Annotated in this window: 11 protein-coding genes, 21 tRNA genes, 3 rRNA genes and 1 riboswitch; of the genes, 29 read left to right on the forward strand and 6 right to left on the reverse strand. The window is 45.1% G+C overall.

Translation table 11 applies throughout. The annotated features are described in order from the left end of the window. Nucleotides 1–72: 72 nt before the first annotated feature. A complete protein-coding gene (cudC, locus tag NSS92_RS00005) occupies nt 73–630 on the reverse strand; it encodes a choline uptake/conversion transcriptional regulator CudC (protein ID WP_048237231.1) in 558 nt (185 codons plus the stop codon). 206 nt (nt 631–836) lie between these two features. Here cudC and betB point away from each other — a divergent pair, with 206 nt between their 5' ends. Both betB and NSS92_RS00015 read left to right on the forward strand, forming a co-directional pair. Beyond that, nucleotides 837–2,306 carry a betaine-aldehyde dehydrogenase gene (gene betB / locus NSS92_RS00010; RefSeq protein WP_340866700.1) on the forward strand — a complete coding sequence of 490 codons (1,470 nt, stop codon included), beginning with the start codon at nt 837–839 and terminating at the stop codon, nt 2,304–2,306. Nucleotides 2,307–2,332: 26 nt separating this feature from the next. After that, nucleotides 2,333–3,541, forward strand: a complete 1,209-nt coding sequence (locus NSS92_RS00015) for an iron-containing alcohol dehydrogenase (RefSeq protein WP_340866701.1) — start codon at nt 2,333–2,335, stop codon at nt 3,539–3,541. 39 nt (nt 3,542–3,580) lie between these two features. Here NSS92_RS00015 and NSS92_RS00020 read toward each other — a convergent pair whose 3' ends face one another. Continuing rightward, a complete protein-coding gene (locus NSS92_RS00020; protein WP_186318693.1) occupies nt 3,581–4,060 on the reverse strand; it encodes a DinB family protein in 480 nt (159 codons plus the stop codon). Between the two features lie 207 nt (nt 4,061–4,267). Between NSS92_RS00020 and NSS92_RS00025 the strand changes: the two genes are divergently transcribed. From NSS92_RS00025 to NSS92_RS00035, 3 genes are all read left to right on the forward strand, one after another. Further along, a complete protein-coding gene (locus tag NSS92_RS00025) occupies nt 4,268–4,798 on the forward strand; it encodes a hypothetical protein (RefSeq protein ID WP_267586489.1) in 531 nt (176 codons plus the stop codon). 11 nt (nt 4,799–4,809) lie between these two features. Continuing rightward, on the forward strand, nt 4,810–6,357 hold the full coding sequence (locus NSS92_RS00030; RefSeq protein WP_041085252.1) for a flotillin family protein: 1,548 nt from the start codon (nt 4,810–4,812) through the stop codon (nt 6,355–6,357). Between the two features lie 147 nt (nt 6,358–6,504). Beyond that, on the forward strand, nt 6,505–7,059 hold the full coding sequence (locus tag NSS92_RS00035; protein WP_340866703.1) for a GNAT family N-acetyltransferase: 555 nt from the start codon (nt 6,505–6,507) through the stop codon (nt 7,057–7,059). Nucleotides 7,060–7,299: 240 nt separating this feature from the next. Here NSS92_RS00035 and thiT read toward each other — a convergent pair whose 3' ends face one another. Beyond that, a complete protein-coding gene (gene thiT, locus NSS92_RS00040) occupies nt 7,300–7,875 on the reverse strand; it encodes an energy-coupled thiamine transporter ThiT (protein ID WP_340866705.1) in 576 nt (191 codons plus the stop codon). Nucleotides 7,876–7,972: 97 nt separating this feature from the next. Then, nucleotides 7,973–8,074, reverse strand: a riboswitch (TPP riboswitch). Between the two features lie 435 nt (nt 8,075–8,509). Here thiT and NSS92_RS00045 point away from each other — a divergent pair. The 24 genes from NSS92_RS00045 to NSS92_RS00160 all read left to right on the forward strand — a co-directional run bounded on the left by NSS92_RS00045 (nt 8,510) and on the right by NSS92_RS00160 (nt 15,883). Further along, nucleotides 8,510–10,058: ribosomal RNA gene (locus NSS92_RS00045) — 16S ribosomal RNA — on the forward strand. 182 nt (nt 10,059–10,240) lie between these two features. Beyond that, nucleotides 10,241–13,171: ribosomal RNA gene (locus NSS92_RS00050) — 23S ribosomal RNA — on the forward strand. Between the two features lie 61 nt (nt 13,172–13,232). Next, nucleotides 13,233–13,348, forward strand: a 5S ribosomal RNA gene (gene rrf, locus NSS92_RS00055). The 16S, 23S and 5S rRNA genes sit together here, the layout of an rRNA operon. A 607-nt stretch (nt 13,349–13,955) precedes the next feature. Further along, nucleotides 13,956–14,031: transfer RNA gene (locus tag NSS92_RS00060), tRNA-Val, on the forward strand. 33 nt (nt 14,032–14,064) lie between these two features. Further along, nucleotides 14,065–14,140, forward strand: a tRNA-Thr gene (locus tag NSS92_RS00065). Between the two features lie 37 nt (nt 14,141–14,177). Beyond that, nucleotides 14,178–14,253: transfer RNA gene (locus NSS92_RS00070), tRNA-Lys, on the forward strand. A gap of 8 nt (nt 14,254–14,261) precedes the next feature. Beyond that, nucleotides 14,262–14,344 (forward strand) — tRNA-Leu (locus NSS92_RS00075). A gap of 30 nt (nt 14,345–14,374) precedes the next feature. Next, nucleotides 14,375–14,446, forward strand: a tRNA-Gly gene (locus tag NSS92_RS00080). Between the two features lie 12 nt (nt 14,447–14,458). Continuing rightward, nucleotides 14,459–14,544: transfer RNA gene (locus tag NSS92_RS00085), tRNA-Leu, on the forward strand. A 10-nt stretch (nt 14,545–14,554) separates the two neighbouring features. After that, nucleotides 14,555–14,631, forward strand: a tRNA-Arg gene (locus NSS92_RS00090). A 7-nt stretch (nt 14,632–14,638) separates the two neighbouring features. Further along, a tRNA-Pro gene (locus NSS92_RS00095) sits at nt 14,639–14,715 on the forward strand. A gap of 8 nt (nt 14,716–14,723) precedes the next feature. Then, nucleotides 14,724–14,796 (forward strand) — tRNA-Ala (locus tag NSS92_RS00100). Between the two features lie 25 nt (nt 14,797–14,821). Then, nucleotides 14,822–14,895 (forward strand) — tRNA-Met (locus NSS92_RS00105). Between the two features lie 4 nt (nt 14,896–14,899). Continuing rightward, a tRNA-Ile gene (locus NSS92_RS00110) sits at nt 14,900–14,976 on the forward strand. A 7-nt stretch (nt 14,977–14,983) separates the two neighbouring features. Then, nucleotides 14,984–15,076, forward strand: a tRNA-Ser gene (locus NSS92_RS00115). 22 nt (nt 15,077–15,098) lie between these two features. Continuing rightward, nucleotides 15,099–15,175: transfer RNA gene (locus NSS92_RS00120), tRNA-Met, on the forward strand. Between the two features lie 4 nt (nt 15,176–15,179). Continuing rightward, nucleotides 15,180–15,256: transfer RNA gene (locus NSS92_RS00125), tRNA-Asp, on the forward strand. Nucleotides 15,257–15,274: 18 nt separating this feature from the next. Continuing rightward, nucleotides 15,275–15,347, forward strand: a tRNA-Phe gene (locus NSS92_RS00130). Nucleotides 15,348–15,374: 27 nt separating this feature from the next. Beyond that, nucleotides 15,375–15,450 (forward strand) — tRNA-His (locus NSS92_RS00135). A gap of 11 nt (nt 15,451–15,461) precedes the next feature. Continuing rightward, nucleotides 15,462–15,535 (forward strand) — tRNA-Gly (locus NSS92_RS00140). A gap of 17 nt (nt 15,536–15,552) precedes the next feature. Next, a tRNA-Ile gene (locus NSS92_RS00145) sits at nt 15,553–15,629 on the forward strand. A gap of 6 nt (nt 15,630–15,635) precedes the next feature. Next, nucleotides 15,636–15,710, forward strand: a tRNA-Asn gene (locus NSS92_RS00150). A gap of 3 nt (nt 15,711–15,713) precedes the next feature. Further along, nucleotides 15,714–15,804: transfer RNA gene (locus NSS92_RS00155), tRNA-Ser, on the forward strand. A 7-nt stretch (nt 15,805–15,811) separates the two neighbouring features. Next, a tRNA-Glu gene (locus NSS92_RS00160) sits at nt 15,812–15,883 on the forward strand. Nucleotides 15,884–15,961: 78 nt separating this feature from the next. Here NSS92_RS00160 and NSS92_RS00165 read toward each other — a convergent pair. From NSS92_RS00165 to NSS92_RS00175, 3 genes are all read right to left on the reverse strand, one after another. Further along, nucleotides 15,962–16,438 carry a TspO/MBR family protein gene (locus tag NSS92_RS00165; RefSeq protein ID WP_340866706.1) on the reverse strand — a complete coding sequence of 159 codons (477 nt, stop codon included), beginning with the start codon at nt 16,436–16,438 and terminating at the stop codon, nt 15,962–15,964. Nucleotides 16,439–16,524: 86 nt separating this feature from the next. Then, complete coding sequence (locus NSS92_RS00170; RefSeq protein WP_340866707.1) at nt 16,525–17,259, reverse strand: TraR/DksA C4-type zinc finger protein; 735 nt, start codon at nt 17,257–17,259, stop codon at nt 16,525–16,527. A 117-nt stretch (nt 17,260–17,376) separates the two neighbouring features. Continuing rightward, nucleotides 17,377–18,315, reverse strand: a complete 939-nt coding sequence (locus tag NSS92_RS00175) for a 1,4-dihydroxy-2-naphthoate polyprenyltransferase (RefSeq protein WP_267588054.1) — start codon at nt 18,313–18,315, stop codon at nt 17,377–17,379. Nucleotides 18,316–18,466: the final 151 nt, after the last annotated feature.

The following is an 18,466-nucleotide window of genomic DNA, read 5'->3' on the forward strand; positions in this document are numbered from 1 at the left end:
GAGGTATGACGACATAATTTATTATAATCAATCCTCCTGTGAAATTCAAGCTGTAAAACGTAAACACATCGTCTATTTTTCTTTCTGCTCAATCGGAATATAGTCAAAGATTTCACCAGAATGAACAGAATGGGCTAGTCGTCTCAGCCAGTCATAATAGGCCTTTGAGCTTTCAAGCTGCTCAATGAGCTGCTGCGCTTCTTCTCTTACATGTTCCTCCAGCTGATCATCATGCGCCACCTCTTGAAGCCGCTCTTGCGCTTCTTCAATTGCCGCTAAATTGACCTCGACCTCACGTTCCCATTTTTGTGGAAAGAAGTTCGTGAAAAACTTAAAAAAGTCTTTTTCCGCAACAAAGCTGTGTTTTCTTCGGCCACGGTGAAACGTCTTTTTGACAATATTCATGTCTTGCAGCTTTTTCACACCCGTGCTCATACTCGGCTTACTCATTTGCAGCTCTTCACGCATTTCATCCAGCGTCATTTCCTCATTTAAATACATCGTTCCGTATAGAATACCTGCACTTCGTGTAATGCCATAGAGATCCATCGTTTCAGCTATGGAATCAATGACTAGATCTTTAGCAGCTAAAATACGATCTTCTGCTTGGGGCTGTTCCTGCTTTTTCATCTTGTCCCTGCTTTCTATTAAGAGAATTCAATCCGTTCAAAAAAATCTTTATGGACTATATGTTAACGGAAGAATACAAAATGTCAAAATAAATGAAGCATATCTCCCTTTGACAGAAAAATTTGAACATGTTAAGTTAATTATGTTAAAAACGTTAAATTTTTATTTAACAAACTTACCGAAAAGAATCAGAGGAGGTTCCTTCTATGAGTCAAACACTATTTATAGACGGACAATGGGTTGGCGCTAAAAGTACCGACACACGGGATATCATCAATCCGTTCAATCAAGAAGTGATCGCGACAGTCAGCGAAGGATCTAGAAATGACGCGCAGCTAGCCATTAAAGCAGCGAGAAAAGCCTTCGATCAAGGGGACTGGGCAAACCTGCCTGGACTTGAAAGAGGAAATATTGTGTTTAAGATAGCTGAATTGATTAGACGTGATCTTGATGAACTAGCCAAATTGGAATCGCTTGATACAGGCAAAACATTAGAGGAAAGCAAAGCAGATATGGACGATATTGCGAACGTGTTCCAATATTACGCAGGTCTGGCTGATAAAGATGGCGGGGAAATCATTGCATCACCAATTCCAAACTCGAAAAGTGAATTAGTCAGAGAGCCTGTCGGTGTATGCGGACAAATCACTCCTTGGAACTATCCATTGCTTCAAGCAAGCTGGAAAATCGCTCCTGCTCTTGCGGCGGGAAATACAATCGTTCTAAAGCCAAGTGAAATCACACCACTTACCACAATAAAAGTATTTAAACTCATGGAAGAAGCGGGCGTTCCAGCAGGCGTTGCAAACCTAGTGCTTGGACCTGGGGCAACGGTTGGAGATGAGCTTGCTGTGAATGATCAAGTAGATCTGATTTCATTTACAGGCGGTATTGAAACAGGTAAGAAAATTATGCAGGGAGCCAGCGGGAATGTGAAAAAAATAGCCCTTGAGCTTGGCGGAAAGAATCCGAATATTGTGTTTCAAGATGCTGATTTAGACGTAGCGGTTGACCAGGCAATGAATGCTGTGTTTTTCCACGCAGGGCAAGTGTGTTCAGCAGGTTCACGTTTGCTGGTGGAAGAATCTATTCATGATGAATTTTTAGAAGAACTGGTGAAGCGTACGAAAAAAATCAAGCTAGGCAACGGCTTTGATGAAGACACCCAGAGCGGGCCGCTCATCTCAGCTGAGCATCGAGAAAAAGTAGAAAAATACGTCAGCATCGGTTTAGAAGAAGGCGCTAAGTTAGAGACAGGCGGAAAAAGACCTGACGCAGAGGAGCTGCAAAATGGGTTCTTCTACTTGCCGACCATTTTCTCAGGCTGCACGTCAGATATGCGGATTGTTCAGGAAGAAGTCTTTGGACCCGTCCTGACAGTCGAATCCTTCCGTACAGAGGAAGAAGTCATCAAGCTGGCAAATGATACGATTTATGGATTAGCAGGAGCTGTGTGGTCTTCTGATATCAGCAAGGCCGAAAGAGTGGCTCGTCAATTAAGATTGGGCACGGTTTGGATCAATGACTTCCATCCTTATTTCGCTCAAGCACCTTGGGGTGGCTACAAGCAATCAGGCATTGGGCGCGAATTAGGACGCACGGGACTTGAGGAATATACCGAGCTGAAGCATGTATATCGAAATACAAAACCTGAAGCGGTTCATTGGTTTAAATAAAAATTACGCATTTGGAGGAGAACATTATGACACTAAATATGAAAATTGAAAGCATGCAGAAATTCCATACATTTGAAATTCCAACTGTCATCAAACACGGCATTGGTGCAGTGAAACATGTTGGGGAAGAAGTGAAAGCGTACGGCGTTTCAAAGGTATTGCTTGTAACAGACCCTGGTATTTATCAAGCCGGCGTGGTGGACCCAGTAATTGCTTCATTAAAAGAAGCGCAAATCGATGTCGTTCTATTTGATAAAGTAGAGCCAAATCCGCCAGTCCGTCTAGTGAACGAAGGATCTGCTTTATATGAAAAAGAAGGCTGTAATGGATTAGTCGCAGTAGGCGGCGGCAGTTCAATGGATACAGCAAAAGCAATCGGAGTAGAGGCGACTCATGAAGGCTCAGTCCTTGATTACGAAGCAGCAGAGGGGAAAAAAACGCTTGAATATAGAATCCCGCCTTTAACTACTATTCCGACAACAGCTGGTACAGGTTCAGAGGTAACGCAGTGGGCGGTCATTACTGATGAAGAAAGAGAATTCAAATTCAATACAGGTGGTCCTCTCATTGCAGCTCATCTTACAGTGATTGACCCAGAGCTTCATGTATCCATGCCGCCTCATGTGACTGCAATGACTGGAATTGACGCGCTTGCGCACGCTATTGAATGCTATACGATGAAATTTGCTCAGCCCATTACAGATGCGGTAGCGCTCATGGCGATTGAATATGCTGCTCATTATATTCGCCGTGCCTTTGCCGATGGCGAGGACTTAGAAGCCAGATATGGAATGGCACAAGCTGCGATGCTTGCCGGGCTTTCTTATGGAAGTGAATCAGCAGGAGCTGCACATGCGATGAGTCAAACACTCGGAGGCATTATTCCTGTAGCGCACGGTCAGTGTGTTGCAGCGATGATGGGACCAGTGATGGAGTATAACTGGAAAGGGTATCCGGAAAAATTCGCTCGAATTGCGAAAGCGTTTGGTATTGATACAAGCAGAATGTCAACAGAGGAAGCAGCCAAAGCAGCTGTGAACTGGATGTATGATTTAGTAGAAGATTTAGAAGTTCCTTCATTAGAAGAACAAGGTGTATCAAAAGATATGATTGATCGTTTATCTAAAGAAGCGATGAAAGATCCGCAAACCGTTGGAAACTCAAGAGATTTAAACGAAAAAGCGTACAACTGGATTTATGCTCGCTGCTTTGAGTTAACGCCTAAAACGGTATAATAATGAAAAAAGGCTCCCATAAGGGAGTCTTTTTTATGTCTATAGTTGTTCTTTAATTTCTTTGATTTGATGAATATGGCGTTTTTCGTGTGCGCCGATAAAATCAAGATATTGCTTGAGGGATAGCTCTTCAAACACAGGGTGTGCAATGACGCGTTTGAAATCTTCCTCAGTAAATGTTGATAAAATTTGATTGAGCTTCTCACGTGCTGTATCGAGCTCATCTTTTAAATGTGTAGGTGTCACATGCTTGCGCTCAGGCGCAACAATACTAGGTGCAGTGGCTTTTTTTGAACGATCCTCTGCCATTTCCACTGGCTTTGGTTCATATTCTTTGATCGGTGCTTTTTTCCCCTCAGCAGCTAGATGTTTTGCTGCAACTAGGTCCATTTTCTTTAAATGATCTGTTACCTCTTGAATACTCCAAGTATCATCAGATAATTTTTGGTTCAATTGTTCTTCGCTCAAACCTTGCAGCTCGTGCCACAATTCTTGTCTTGCATCATGTAATAAACTCATTTTCTTCATCACCTCAAGATCAAATTTTAACATAATGGTACATGACAATCATTCTTGAGCTATCCGAAAATCCCTTTGAAGAATTGTGATGAAATATGAAACCTTTACAAAAGTGGTTCGTATTACCTGTTAGAAGGAATACATTGGAGGTGAGTGTGGTCTAAATGAAACAAAAGATGTTCATTTCATGAAGAAAGGGTGAGGAAGATGGATGTGTTCGGGCTGCCTCTTCAGACGCTGTATTTATACATATTAATGATATCAGGAATCCTGACACTTGTTTTCGTCTTTTTCGGTGATGTATTTGATGGAATGTTTGAAGCGATTCCTGTTCCATTCCTTCAACCAACATTGATCCTCGCATTTCTTACCTTTTTCTCGGCTGGAGGGTTTATCTCTGAAAAAACAGCAATTGTCGGAAGTGGACTTGGCGCAGTATTATCTGCCATCCTCGCAGTGATCCTTGTGACCTGTTTGAATGTATTTGTACTAGTCCCGCTTTCCTCTGCTGAAGAATCTCTCTCTTATACGGAGGCCGATTTAAAAGGAAGAACTGGGGAGATCATTGTATCTGTTCCAAAAGACGGGTTTGGAGAAGTGCTGTTAATCAGTAATAGCGGGAAAATCTCAAAGCCAGCTGTCAGTTTCGACCAAGAGGAGATTCCATATGGAACCCGTGTGCTAGTTGTCGAAGTGAACAAAGGCGTCTTATCTGTTATACCAAATGAAGAAATCTAGGAGGGAATGCTATGCCAGGAACAACTATTTTAGTTATCATTGGAATTGTGCTAGTGATTCTTATTGCACTTATTGGTGTATTTGTTTCTAAATACCGGACAGCAGGTCCAGATGAAGCGTTAATCGTCACAGGAAGTTATCTAGGAAGTAAAAATGTCCACGTGGATGAAGGTGGAAACAAGATTAAGATTGTAAGAGGCGGCGGTACCTTTGTGCTTCCAGTCTTTCAACAAGCAGAGCCGCTCAGCTTACTATCTAGCAAGCTAGATGTTTCAACGCCTGAAGTCTATACCGAACAAGGTGTGCCTGTCATGGCGGACGGAACGGCCATCATTAAAATTGGCGGATCGATTGAAGAAATCGCGACTGCTGCAGAGCAATTTTTAGGGAAAACAAAAGAAGACCGCGAAAACGAAGCGAGAGAAGTACTAGAAGGCCACCTTCGTTCAATCTTAGGATCAATGACAGTTGAAGAGATTTATAAAAACAGAGAGAAATTCTCACAAGAAGTACAACGTGTCGCTTCTCAAGATTTAGCGAAAATGGGTCTCGTCATTGTCTCGTTTACGATTAAAGATGTTCGTGATAAAAATGGCTATTTAGAATCACTAGGTAAACCAAGAATTGCCCAAGTAAAACGTGATGCAGATATTGCAACAGCTGAAGCAGATAAAGAAACACGTATCAAACGTGCCGAAGCAGATAAAGATGCGAAGAAATCTGAGCTTGAGCGTGCTACTGAAATCGCTGAAGCAGAAAAGATCAATGAGCTGAAAAGAGCAGAATTCAGACGTGAACAGGATACAGCGAAAGCAAGTGCTGACCAAGCGTACGATCTAGAAACAGCTCGAAACCGTCAGCACGTAACTGAACAAGAAATGCAAGTCAAAATCATTGAGCGTCAGAAGCAAATTGAATTAGAAGAAAAAGAGATTCAGCGTCGTGAACGTCAATACGATTCTGAAGTGAAAAAGAAAGCAGATGCGGACCGTTATGCTGTTGAGCAGTCGGCTGCGGCGGAAAAAGCGAAACGTCTTGCTGAAGCAGACGCAAAGAAATACAGCATTGAAGCAATGGCCAAGGCAGAAGCTGAGAAAGTCCGTATTGACGGGCTTGCCAAAGCGGAAGCGGATCGTGCGAAAGGGGAAACAGAAGCAGAAGTCATTAGACTAAAAGGACTTGCAGAAGCTGAAGCGAAAGAGAAAATTGCGGAAGCATTCGAACAGTATGGTCAGGCAGCGATTCTTGATATGATTGTGAAAATGCTACCTGAATATGCGAAGCAAGTATCTGCACCACTTTCTAACATTGATAAAATTACTGTTGTGGATACGGGCGGTAACGGGGAAGGCAGCGGTGCCAATAAAGTCACTGGCTATGCTACAAACCTCATGTCCAGTCTGCAAGAAAGCCTGAAAGCATCCTCTGGAATTGATGTGAAAGAAATTATTGAGAACTTTTCTGGCAAAGGCAATGTGAAGCAAAGCATTCAAGAGCTGACAAACGAAATCAAACAACCAAGAAAAATCGAAAAAGCCGATCATCAAATAGAAGAATAAAATCAAAAGGCACCTTCTATCAGAAGGTGTCACTTTTTTCTGTAATCATTAAAAGGTATGCTGACAAAACGTCGGTCATTGAATTTTACATAATAGGAATTTATCATAATGAAGATAGGGTGAAAAAAACTAAAAGGAGTGGCGCGGATGAAGGTGAGACATGCTGTACATCAAGATATTCCAAAAATCGCCGAAATACATGTGAAAAGCTGGCAGACGACTTATCAAGGGATTATTTCGCAGGAGTATTTAGATGGTTTAAACATTGAAGAGAAGGAAGAGAGCTGGAGAAAAAGATCGCTTGAAGGCACGTTTGTCGCAGAAGATGCGGATGGTGTATTTGGTTTTGCTTCTTTCGGAAAACAACGTGACGAACGTTATTCTACATATGATGGAGAGCTTTATGCCATCTATTTATTACAAGAGAAACAGAAATCAGGTGCGGGTATTGCTTTAATTGCAAAAGGGGTGGATTATTTAATAGAAAAAGGGTATCAGAGGTTGATGCTATGGGTGTTTGAACAAAATTCGGCAAAACAATTTTATCAAAAGCTTCAACCTCATAATGTCGTTACCAGCCAGTTCGAGCTGGCTGGCGAAAACCATAATGAAATAGGATATGGGTGGGAGCTGTCTAAATTGAATAACCATGTACAACGAATTAAATCGTTAGCTTCCAGTAATAATGAGAGAAAAAAGTGAAAAGCACAGCAAGCAACATGTAAGAAATAAACGGTGAAGCTTCTACTTTTCCTTTCACGCCTGCTATTTTTAAAGCTTCATAGAAACCTGCCAAGAAATAAGCAAGACTGAGAATATAACAGCAAAGCATAATGGAGTAAGGGCTCATTGTCGTACCTCCAGCATGAAATCTTCTATTATTAATAGATTCCATAGAGCGGTAAATTATGCATAAAAAAATAACCAGCTGTAATCAGCCGGTTATTTTTGATGAGGAAAAACCAAACGGGATGCACTTGGGATGAGTATACAAAGGACGATACTGCAAATAATAAATGAAGGAACCATATATGTGCTGTTATAAATTAAAGAGTAGACCCATCCTGGCGTTCCTTTCGGTGCATATTGAGAAAAGAAAACGACGCCGGAAATAAAAAACGTCAGCAGCCTGAAGAAACTAGCAACAAAAACAGCTAAGGTAATATAGATGAATTGCTGCTTTCGCTTTTGATCCTGAATGGCTTTTTTGATCAATCCAGAAAACAGGCCGCTTAAAGAAATGACAACAGATGCAACGAAATAATCGAGGAATCCTTGAACAGGTGTAGCGATGATCGGGCTATTCATCAGCTGAAGACCTGCGATTAACACACCAATTATAAAACCAGTAGATATCCCCCACCTAATAGACATGAGAATGACGGGAATCATAATCAGCGCAAGAGAACCGCCATTGGGCATTCTTAAAAAGAGACCTGATAAGTAATCTAATACAAGTGCAAGTGAAGTCATAATCGCGATTTCCATCAGTCGTACCAATTGATTTGATTGCTGCATAAAAAATCTCCTTTTTCATGAATTGAGCAAGGAGAGACCGTGTAAGGATGAGTATGTTATTCATAGAAAAACATATCGATTTGAATACACCGTATGTATTCAAGTGATTCCACATTCCTACTTCAGTATTAACTGACAGGTTCAAAGGGTCAGAACAACGAATGTTCACTCTCAGCACAAAGCTCCCCCTGCGGTTATTTAGTTTCAATCTATTATAAATATACTAAAGACCTGCAGGATCAACAATAGACAATTCACGAGATGAGCAGCATTTGTATCAATATATAGGAAGAGATAAGGAAAAATAAATTATTTAGAAAAAATACTTGTTTCTTCTTTTAAAAGGTGTTATATTTGTATTCGCCGCTGAAACAGCGCGGTTGATAAATAACATTAAGAAAAAAGTTGTTGACTTTATCTTGATAGAATGTTATATTAATAAAGTCGCCTCTGAGAGACGATGAAGATGATCTTTGAAAACTAAACAAGACAAAACGTACCTGTTAATTCAAGTTTTTATAAAAAAATCCTATGATACTTCATAGGTAGTCAGTCAAACTGGCGAGGCAGGAAGTGATCACATGCTAAGTTCGCTACATCGTGTAGCAACGCATGTGTGATATGCATCCTGCATACCTCGGAGAGTTTGATCCTGGCTCAGGACGAACGCTGGCGGCGTGCCTAATACATGCAAGTCGAGCGGACAGAAGGGAGCTTGCTCCCGGATGTTAGCGGCGGACGGGTGAGTAACACGTGGGTAACCTGCCTGTAAGACTGGGATAACTCCGGGAAACCGGAGCTAATACCGGATAGTTCCTTGAACCGCATGGTTCAAGGATGAAAGACGGTTTCGGCTGTCACTTACAGATGGACCCGCGGCGCATTAGCTAGTTGGTGGGGTAATGGCTCACCAAGGCGACGATGCGTAGCCGACCTGAGAGGGTGATCGGCCACACTGGGACTGAGACACGGCCCAGACTCCTACGGGAGGCAGCAGTAGGGAATCTTCCGCAATGGACGAAAGTCTGACGGAGCAACGCCGCGTGAGTGATGAAGGTTTTCGGATCGTAAAGCTCTGTTGTTAGGGAAGAACAAGTGCGAGAGTAACTGCTCGCACCTTGACGGTACCTAACCAGAAAGCCACGGCTAACTACGTGCCAGCAGCCGCGGTAATACGTAGGTGGCAAGCGTTGTCCGGAATTATTGGGCGTAAAGGGCTCGCAGGCGGTTTCTTAAGTCTGATGTGAAAGCCCCCGGCTCAACCGGGGAGGGTCATTGGAAACTGGGAAACTTGAGTGCAGAAGAGGAGAGTGGAATTCCACGTGTAGCGGTGAAATGCGTAGAGATGTGGAGGAACACCAGTGGCGAAGGCGACTCTCTGGTCTGTAACTGACGCTGAGGAGCGAAAGCGTGGGGAGCGAACAGGATTAGATACCCTGGTAGTCCACGCCGTAAACGATGAGTGCTAAGTGTTAGGGGGTTTCCGCCCCTTAGTGCTGCAGCTAACGCATTAAGCACTCCGCCTGGGGAGTACGGTCGCAAGACTGAAACTCAAAGGAATTGACGGGGGCCCGCACAAGCGGTGGAGCATGTGGTTTAATTCGAAGCAACGCGAAGAACCTTACCAGGTCTTGACATCCTCTGACAACCCTAGAGATAGGGCTTTCCCTTCGGGGACAGAGTGACAGGTGGTGCATGGTTGTCGTCAGCTCGTGTCGTGAGATGTTGGGTTAAGTCCCGCAACGAGCGCAACCCTTGATCTTAGTTGCCAGCATTTAGTTGGGCACTCTAAGGTGACTGCCGGTGACAAACCGGAGGAAGGTGGGGATGACGTCAAATCATCATGCCCCTTATGACCTGGGCTACACACGTGCTACAATGGACAGAACAAAGGGCTGCAAGACCGCAAGGTTTAGCCAATCCCATAAATCTGTTCTCAGTTCGGATCGCAGTCTGCAACTCGACTGCGTGAAGCTGGAATCGCTAGTAATCGCGGATCAGCATGCCGCGGTGAATACGTTCCCGGGCCTTGTACACACCGCCCGTCACACCACGAGAGTTTGCAACACCCGAAGTCGGTGAGGTAACCTTTATGGAGCCAGCCGCCGAAGGTGGGGCAGATGATTGGGGTGAAGTCGTAACAAGGTAGCCGTATCGGAAGGTGCGGCTGGATCACCTCCTTTCTAAGGATATATGGAGCAGCGTACGTTTTCGTCTTGTTTAGTTTTGAAGGATCATTCCTTCAAAACATGTCTCTAGCGAGACAGGATTGTTCTTTGAAAACTAGATAACAATAAGTAATACATTCACATTGAATGCAATGCAAAGTTCATCACACATAGTGATTCTTTCTAAAGTAAGAAATGGTTAAGTTAGAAAGGGCGCACGGTGGATGCCTTGGCACTAGGAGCCGATGAAGGACGGGACGAACACCGATATGCTTCGGGGAGCTGTAAGCAAGCTTTGATCCGGAGATTTCCGAATGGGGAAACCCACTGCTCGTAATGGAGTAGTATCCATACTTGAATACATAGAGTATGAGAAGGCATACCCGGGGAACTGAAACATCTAAGTACCCGGAGGAAGAGAAAGCAAATGCGATTCCCTGAGTAGCGGCGAGCGAAACGGGAACAGCCCAAACCAAGAGGCTTGCCTCTTGGGGTTGTAGGACACTCTATACGGAGTTACAAAGGAATGATATAAGCGAAGAGGTCTGGAAAGGCCCGCCAAAGAAGGTAACAGCCCTGTAACTGAAATGTCATTCTCTCCAGAGTGGATCCTGAGTACGGCGGAACACGTGAAATTCCGTCGGAATCCGGGAGGACCATCTCCCAAGGCTAAATACTCCCTAGTGACCGATAGTGAACCAGTACCGTGAGGGAAAGGTGAAAAGCACCCCGGAAGGGGAGTGAAATAGATCCTGAAACCGTGTGCCTACAAGTAGTCAGAGCCCGTTAACGGGTGATGGCGTGCCTTTTGTAGAATGAACCGGCGAGTTACGATCCCGTGCAAGGTTAAGCAGAAGATGCGGAGCCGCAGCGAAAGCGAGTCTGAATAGGGCGCATGAGTACGTGGTCGTAGACCCGAAACCAGGTGATCTACCCATGTCCAGGGTGAAGTTCAGGTAACACTGAATGGAGGCCCGAACCCACGCACGTTGAAAAGTGCGGGGATGAGGTGTGGGTAGGGGTGAAATGCCAATCGAACCTGGAGATAGCTGGTTCTCTCCGAAATAGCTTTAGGGCTAGCCTCAAGGTAAGAGTCTCGGAGGTAGAGCACTGATTGGACTAGGGGCCCCTACCGGGTTACCGAATTCAGTCAAACTCCGAATGCCGATGACTTATCCTTGGGAGTCAGACTGCGAGTGATAAGATCCGTAGTCGAAAGGGAAACAGCCCAGACCGCCAGCTAAGGTCCCAAAGTATACGTTAAGTGGAAAAGGATGTGGAGTTGCTTAGACAACCAGGATGTTGGCTTAGAAGCAGCCACCATTTAAAGAGTGCGTAATAGCTCACTGGTCGAGTGACTCTGCGCCGAAAATGTACCGGGGCTAAACGTATCACCGAAGCTGCGGACTGTTCTTACGAACAGTGGTAGGAGAGCGTTCTAAGGGCTGTGAAGCCAGACCGGAAGGACTGGTGGAGCGCTTAGAAGTGAGAATGCCGGTATGAGTAGCGAAAGACGGGTGAGAATCCCGTCCACCGAATGCCTAAGGTTTCCTGAGGAAGGCTCGTCCGCTCAGGGTTAGTCGGGACCTAAGCCGAGGCCGAAAGGCGTAGGCGATGGACAACAGGTTGATATTCCTGTACCACCTCCTCACCATTTGAGCAATGGGGGGACGCAGGAGGATAGGGTAAGCGCGGTATTGGATATCCGCGTCCAAGCAGTTAGGCTGGGAAATAGGCAAATCCGTTTCCCGTAAAGGCTGAGCTGTGATGGCGAGCGAAATTTAGTAGCGAAGTTCCTGATTCCACACTGCCAAGAAAAGCCTCTAGCGAGGTGAGAGGTGCCCGTACCGCAAACCGACACAGGTAGGCGAGGAGAGAATCCTAAGGTGATCGAGAGAACTCTCGTTAAGGAACTCGGCAAAATGACCCCGTAACTTCGGGAGAAGGGGTGCTTCTTAGGGTGTTAAAGCCCCGAGAAGCCGCAGTGAATAGGCCCAGGCGACTGTTTAGCAAAAACACAGGTCTCTGCGAAGCCGTAAGGCGAAGTATAGGGGCTGACGCCTGCCCGGTGCTGGAAGGTTAAGAGGAGCGCTTAGCGTAAGCGAAGGTGCGAATTGAAGCCCCAGTAAACGGCGGCCGTAACTATAACGGTCCTAAGGTAGCGAAATTCCTTGTCGGGTAAGTTCCGACCCGCACGAAAGGCGCAACGATCTGGGCACTGTCTCAACGAGAGACTCGGTGAAATTATAGTACCTGTGAAGATGCAGGTTACCCGCGACAGGACGGAAAGACCCCGTGGAGCTTTACTGCAGCCTGATATTGAATGTTGGTACAGCTTGTACAGGATAGGTAGGAGCCTTGGAAACCGGAGCGCTAGCTTCGGTGGAGGCATCGGTGGGATACTACCCTGGCTGTATTGACCTTCTAACCCGCTGCCCTTATCGGGCAGGGAGACAGTGTCAGGTGGGCAGTTTGACTGGGGCGGTCGCCTCCTAAAATGTAACGGAGGCGCCCAAAGGTTCCCTCAGAATGGTTGGAAATCATTCGCAGAGTGTAAAGGCACAAGGGAGCTTGACTGCGAGACCTACAAGTCGAGCAGGGACGAAAGTCGGGCTTAGTGATCCGGTGGTTCCGCATGGAAGGGCCATCGCTCAACGGATAAAAGCTACCCCGGGGATAACAGGCTTATCTCCCCCAAGAGTCCACATCGACGGGGAGGTTTGGCACCTCGATGTCGGCTCATCGCATCCTGGGGCTGTAGTCGGTCCCAAGGGTTGGGCTGTTCGCCCATTAAAGCGGTACGCGAGCTGGGTTCAGAACGTCGTGAGACAGTTCGGTCCCTATCCGTCGCGGGCGCAGGAAATTTGAGAGGAGCTGTCCTTAGTACGAGAGGACCGGGATGGACGCACCGCTGGTGTACCAGTTGTTCTGCCAAGGGCATCGCTGGGTAGCTATGTGCGGACGGGATAAGTGCTGAAAGCATCTAAGCATGAAGCCCCCCTCAAGATGAGATTTCCCATTCCGCAAGGAAGTAAGATCCCTGAAAGATGATCAGGTTGATAGGTCTGAGGTGGAAGCGTGGTGACACGTGGAGCTGACAGATACTAATAGATCGAGGACTTAACCTATATTCTAATGTGAAGTTTGAACATTGTTATCTAGTTTTGAGAGAACATTCTCTCCATCAGGTTTGGTGGCGATAGCGAAGAGGTCACACCCGTTCCCATACCGAACACGGAAGTTAAGCTCTTCAGCGCCGATGGTAGTTGGGGGTTTCCCCCTGTGAGAGTAGGACGCCGCCAAGCTTCTATAAGGATCAGTTCCATACGGAACTGGTCTTTTTTGTTTTTTCTTCTAACAGCATCATGATGTATGCTGGGAACTTCTCTTCTGCAATCTCCATGTAGCGTTCAATCATGACGTAATCATCGCTAATGTATTGAGACAGCAGCTCGTTCCATCATCTTATGTCTAAAAACAGCGTGTGAAACACTTGGACATAAAGAGAAAAAGCGCCTATCGCATAAAAACTTATCTATAAAAAACAATAGAGAGACAGAGTATGAGCTTATATAGGGGCACTCCATATATCTTTCATTAAATTGAAGATGTGTAAGCCTATTCGATTTCTATAAATGCTTTACGCCTAAAGAGATACCTATATCATTCAAGTATAAAAATGAGAGACTGCTAATATTTCTGAAGGAATTGAACGTTTTTAAAGAGAATATAGAGGAGAGAAGTTCAGCTGCTGAACGTTGAACAGCAGCTGTATGAATAGGTGATATGACGATCATTTGTTAAAAGAAATACGCAATGAAAATTGAAATAAAATTTTTTTAATATAGCCTTTACAAATGATTAAAACCTGTATATAATAATCTTTGTCGGATCGAGAGATTCCTACATAGTGGAGGATTAGCTCAGCTGGGAGAGCATCTGCCTTACAAGCAGAGGGTCGGCGGTTCGAGCCCGTCATCCTCCACCATATTTATTCTTACATAATGTTAGGATAGATAAAGCCGGTGTAGCTCAACTGGTAGAGCAACTGACTTGTAATCAGTAGGTTGGGGGTTCAAGTCCTCTTGCCGGCACCACTTTCATATGGTAAGATAGACAAGTCGCTTTTAAAGCGAGCCATTAGCTCAGTTGGTAGAGCATCTGACTTTTAATCAGAGGGTCGAAGGTTCGAGTCCTTCATGGCTCACCATGTTTCATGCGGGTGTGGCGGAATTGGCAGACGCGCTAGACTTAGGATCTAGTGTCTTTATGACGTGGGGGTTCAAGTCCCTTCACCCGCATTGCCAAATAAAATAAAGAAATCCTGTAATGCGGAAGTAGTTCAGTGGTAGAACACCACCTTGCCAAGGTGGGGGTCGCGGGTTCGAATCCCGTCTTCCGCTTATACCATCCACGCCGGGGTGGTGGAATTGGCAGACACACAGGACTTAAAATCCTGCGGTAGGTGACTACCGTGCCGGTTCAAGTCCGGCCCTCGGCATTATAAATAAGCGCCCGTAGCTCAATTGGATAGAGCGTTTGACTACGGATCAAAAGGTTAGGGGTTCGACTCCTCTCGGGCGCGCCATTAAGATCGGGAAGTAGCTCAGCTTGGTAGAGCACTTGGTTTGGGACCAAGGGGTCGCAGGTTCGAATCCTGTCTTCCCGACCATCTTTTATGGGGCCTTAGCTCAGCTGGGAGAGCGCCTGCCTTGCACGCAGGAGGTCAGCGGTTCGATCCCGCTAGGCTCCACTTTATAAAAGTTTATTTTGATCATGGCGGTGTAGCTCAGCTGGCTAGAGCGTACGGTTCATACCCGTGAGGTCGGGGGTTCGATCCCCTCCGCCGCTATAAAGGACCTTTAGCTCAGTTGGTTAGAGCAGACGGCTCATAACCGTCCGGTCGTAGGTTCGAGTCCTACAAGGTCCACCATCTATACGGAGGAATACCCAAGTCCGGCTGAAGGGATCGGTCTTGAAAACCGACAGGGGTGTCAAAGCCCGCGGGGGTTCGAATCCCTCTTCCTCCGCCATATTTTTTAAAACCCATATCATCGCGGGGTGGAGCAGTTCGGTAGCTCGTCGGGCTCATAACCCGAAGGTCGCAGGTTCAAATCCTGCCCCCGCAACCAAAATGGTCCGGTAGTTCAGTTGGTTAGAATGCCTGCCTGTCACGCAGGAGGTCGCGGGTTCGAGTCCCGTCCGGACCGCCATTTTTCAAAAGAATACTTGGCTCGGTAGCTCAGTTGGTAGAGCAACGGACTGAAAATCCGTGTGTCGGCGGTTCGATTCCGTCCCGAGCCACTTTTATAAAAAAATATTCATAGTATGGCGGTTGTGGCGAAGTGGTTAACGCACCAGATTGTGGCTCTGGCACTCGTGGGTTCGATTCCCATCAATCGCCCCATACATATTTTTGCGGGTGTAGTTTAGTGGTAAAACCTCAGCCTTCCAAGCTGATGTCGTGGGTTCGATTCCCATCACCCGCTCCATTTGTATATCTGTTCATGGGCCTGTAGCTCAGCTGGTTAGAGCGCACGCCTGATAAGCGTGAGGTCGGTGGTTCGAGTCCACTCAGGCCCACCATGATCTTCCGCAGTAGCTCAGTGGTAGAGCTATCGGCTGTTAACCGATCGGTCGTAGGTTCGAGTCCTACCTGCGGAGCCAAATGGAGAAGTACTCAAGTGGCTGAAGAGGCGCCCCTGCTAAGGGTGTAGGTCGCGCAAGCGGCGCGAGGGTTCAAATCCCTCCTTCTCCGCCATTGTTCTGGCCCGTTGGTCAAGCGGTTAAGACACCGCCCTTTCACGGCGGTAACACGGGTTCGAATCCCGTACGGGTCATTTTTAAAAGAGATCTTGTCAAAGATCTCTTTTTTTATTTTTTTCAAAACAAAAGACCGCCATGATAGCGGTCTTTTTTTACAAATTCATGGAATAGATCGTATAAGACAAGTATGTCGCAAAGAAGCCCCATAAGACATAAGGGATCAGCAAAATTGGAACGACTTTGCTTAGTTTACGTGAGACGATAACAAGTGCGAGTGCTGTCAGTGCAACGAGCAGGCAGTCGATCGTAGCGGTAAATAAATCCTTTTGTGTAAATTGAAAAAAGCTAAAGGCTTGATTGAATACATAATTTAAAAGGAAAAGAATCCAAAATGGTAAAGTGATTTTTTGAAATCCATACTTTCCATAAATGATCGCTGCGGACAATGAGATGAGCGCAAATAAGACAGCCCATACAGCACCAATCACACCGCCACCAGGCGTCCATTCTGGTTTATTCAATGCGTCATACCATTCTCTGTCGATGGGGAACAAGAATCCGGCAATAGAGAATAGTGCGTATGTAATAAAGAAGACGACAATCGCCCAAATGATACTTTTTCTAGCCATCAAGAATCTCCTCCAATCAAATTCACTCTTAAAGTGATTTCCCAATAATTACATGATATAAACATAAAGCCCCCAATATGAGGGGACTAATGATTTTCTTCTGTATAAGGTTCTTCCTCGTACGGTTTCAAGTCACCAAATACCGTCATGACACCTTCTTCGTCTAATGCTTTTTCATAGGCCTCGTGTGCTTTGTTCGGATACACCTTGCTGGCTTTTCCTTCAATATCAGCAGCTGCGAACCCTTCATAGTCCTCCACATAATCTTCATCTTCTGATTGTGTATACACATCATCGTATGTCAGAGGAGGGAATTCCATATCAGACGGGGTCTCAGAGTTTCCGTAGCGTTCTACGTCTTGGTAGGCATCCTCTCCATCGTACGCAGCACTTTCTTCATTTTCAAATTGTCCCGCTGGCGGACTTAATAAATCCTCTTCAATCGGACGGTTTTGTGAAACGGTCTGTTCTTTTGAGTGCTCTGTGCATGTGACGGCAGTAGGCAAGGCTTCTAAGCGTTCCTTTGGAATAGGCGCTTTACAGATCTTGCACAGACCATAAGAGCCGTCTGCAATGGCTTGAAGTGCTTCATTGATGTCTAACATATGTTCATGTTCCAAGCTGTTTAAAGCAATATCTTTCCCACGCTCGAACAGCTCTGTCCCTTGATCACCCGGGTGGTTATCATAGGCAGACAATTCACCGACCGAATCGTAAGGAAAGGATACTTTCTGTTCATCGTCATGGCTTTTGGCTTCTAGTTCTTTCTTTTCATCGAGAAGGCGCTGCTTCAAATGATGTAATTCGTCTTTAGACAACAAAGCGATCATCCTTTCATATCAAACATATTGTTAGTATGAGCAATTTTATATGTAAGACTAGTTCCAATTTGAAGCAATTCCTTATAAAAAAACGCCTGCGGCTGCAGGCGTTCTTTGTTACGCGATATAGTATTGTAAGATCAAAGCAATCGTCAGCAGAAAACCAAAAAATGTATTGGTTTGAGCTGTAGATTTCATGGCATTCATTAATTCAATCGGTTTTTCTTTTTGCTTAAACTCTTTAATGGCTGTATAGGCTTTTGGCACACTGAGTAAAACAAGAAGACTCCAAGCACCGACGATATCTGTGAAGATATAAACAAAAATGAGTACATATGATACCAAAAACATGGAAAGTAAAATGTTCACTGCAGCTTTACGTCCAGCAAGAATGGCAAGTGTTCTTCGTCCATTTTCCTTATCCCCGTCTAAATCACGGATATTGTTCGACAGTAAGATGGCACCAACTAAAATAGAAATTGGTAGTGAGACGAGAACAGCTTTAGACGTCAGTGTGCCTGTTTGGATATAGAAACTAATCAGGATGATTCCTAATCCCATAAAAGCACCTGAAACAAGTTCTCCAAACGGTGTATATGCAATTGGTACAGGGCCGCCAGTATAGAAATAGCCTGCTGCCATACAAATAAGTCCTATTAGTGCAATCCACCAGCTAGACATCATGCAAATATACACCCCAAGTAATAAAGAAAGCGCAAATAGTGCATAAGCGAGGCTGAGGACTGTCTTTGGCTTCACACCGTTTCTTACAATGGCTCCGCCAATGCCGACAGATTTCTCGTTGTCGAGCCCGCGAACATAATCAAAGTACTCATTAAACATGTTTGTTGCGATTTGGATAAACATAGATGCAAACAGCATGGCTAAAAATAGCCCAACATGTATTTGACCACTTGGAAGTGCTAAAACAGTTCCTAAAGTAACGGGAATAAATGCCGCTGTTAGTGTATGCGGTCGTAGTAAATTCCACCAAATTCGCCAGTTTTTATCAGGCTTAATTGGTGAAAGCTGATCTGATATCGATTGATGCTGCATAAAATATACTCCTTTAAATAAAAAAATACGTACACGTCCAAATTCCAGTTTAGCAAAGTTCAAAAAGGTGTCAATATATTGATGCGATGAAACGGGAAAAAGATGTTTGCTAATCGTTGCCATATCGAAGGAAAGCTTGTTTTAGAACAGG

This window comes from Bacillus sp. FSL M8-0166, assembly GCF_038008825.1.
Taxonomy (GTDB): domain Bacteria; phylum Bacillota; class Bacilli; order Bacillales; family Bacillaceae; genus Bacillus; species Bacillus safensis.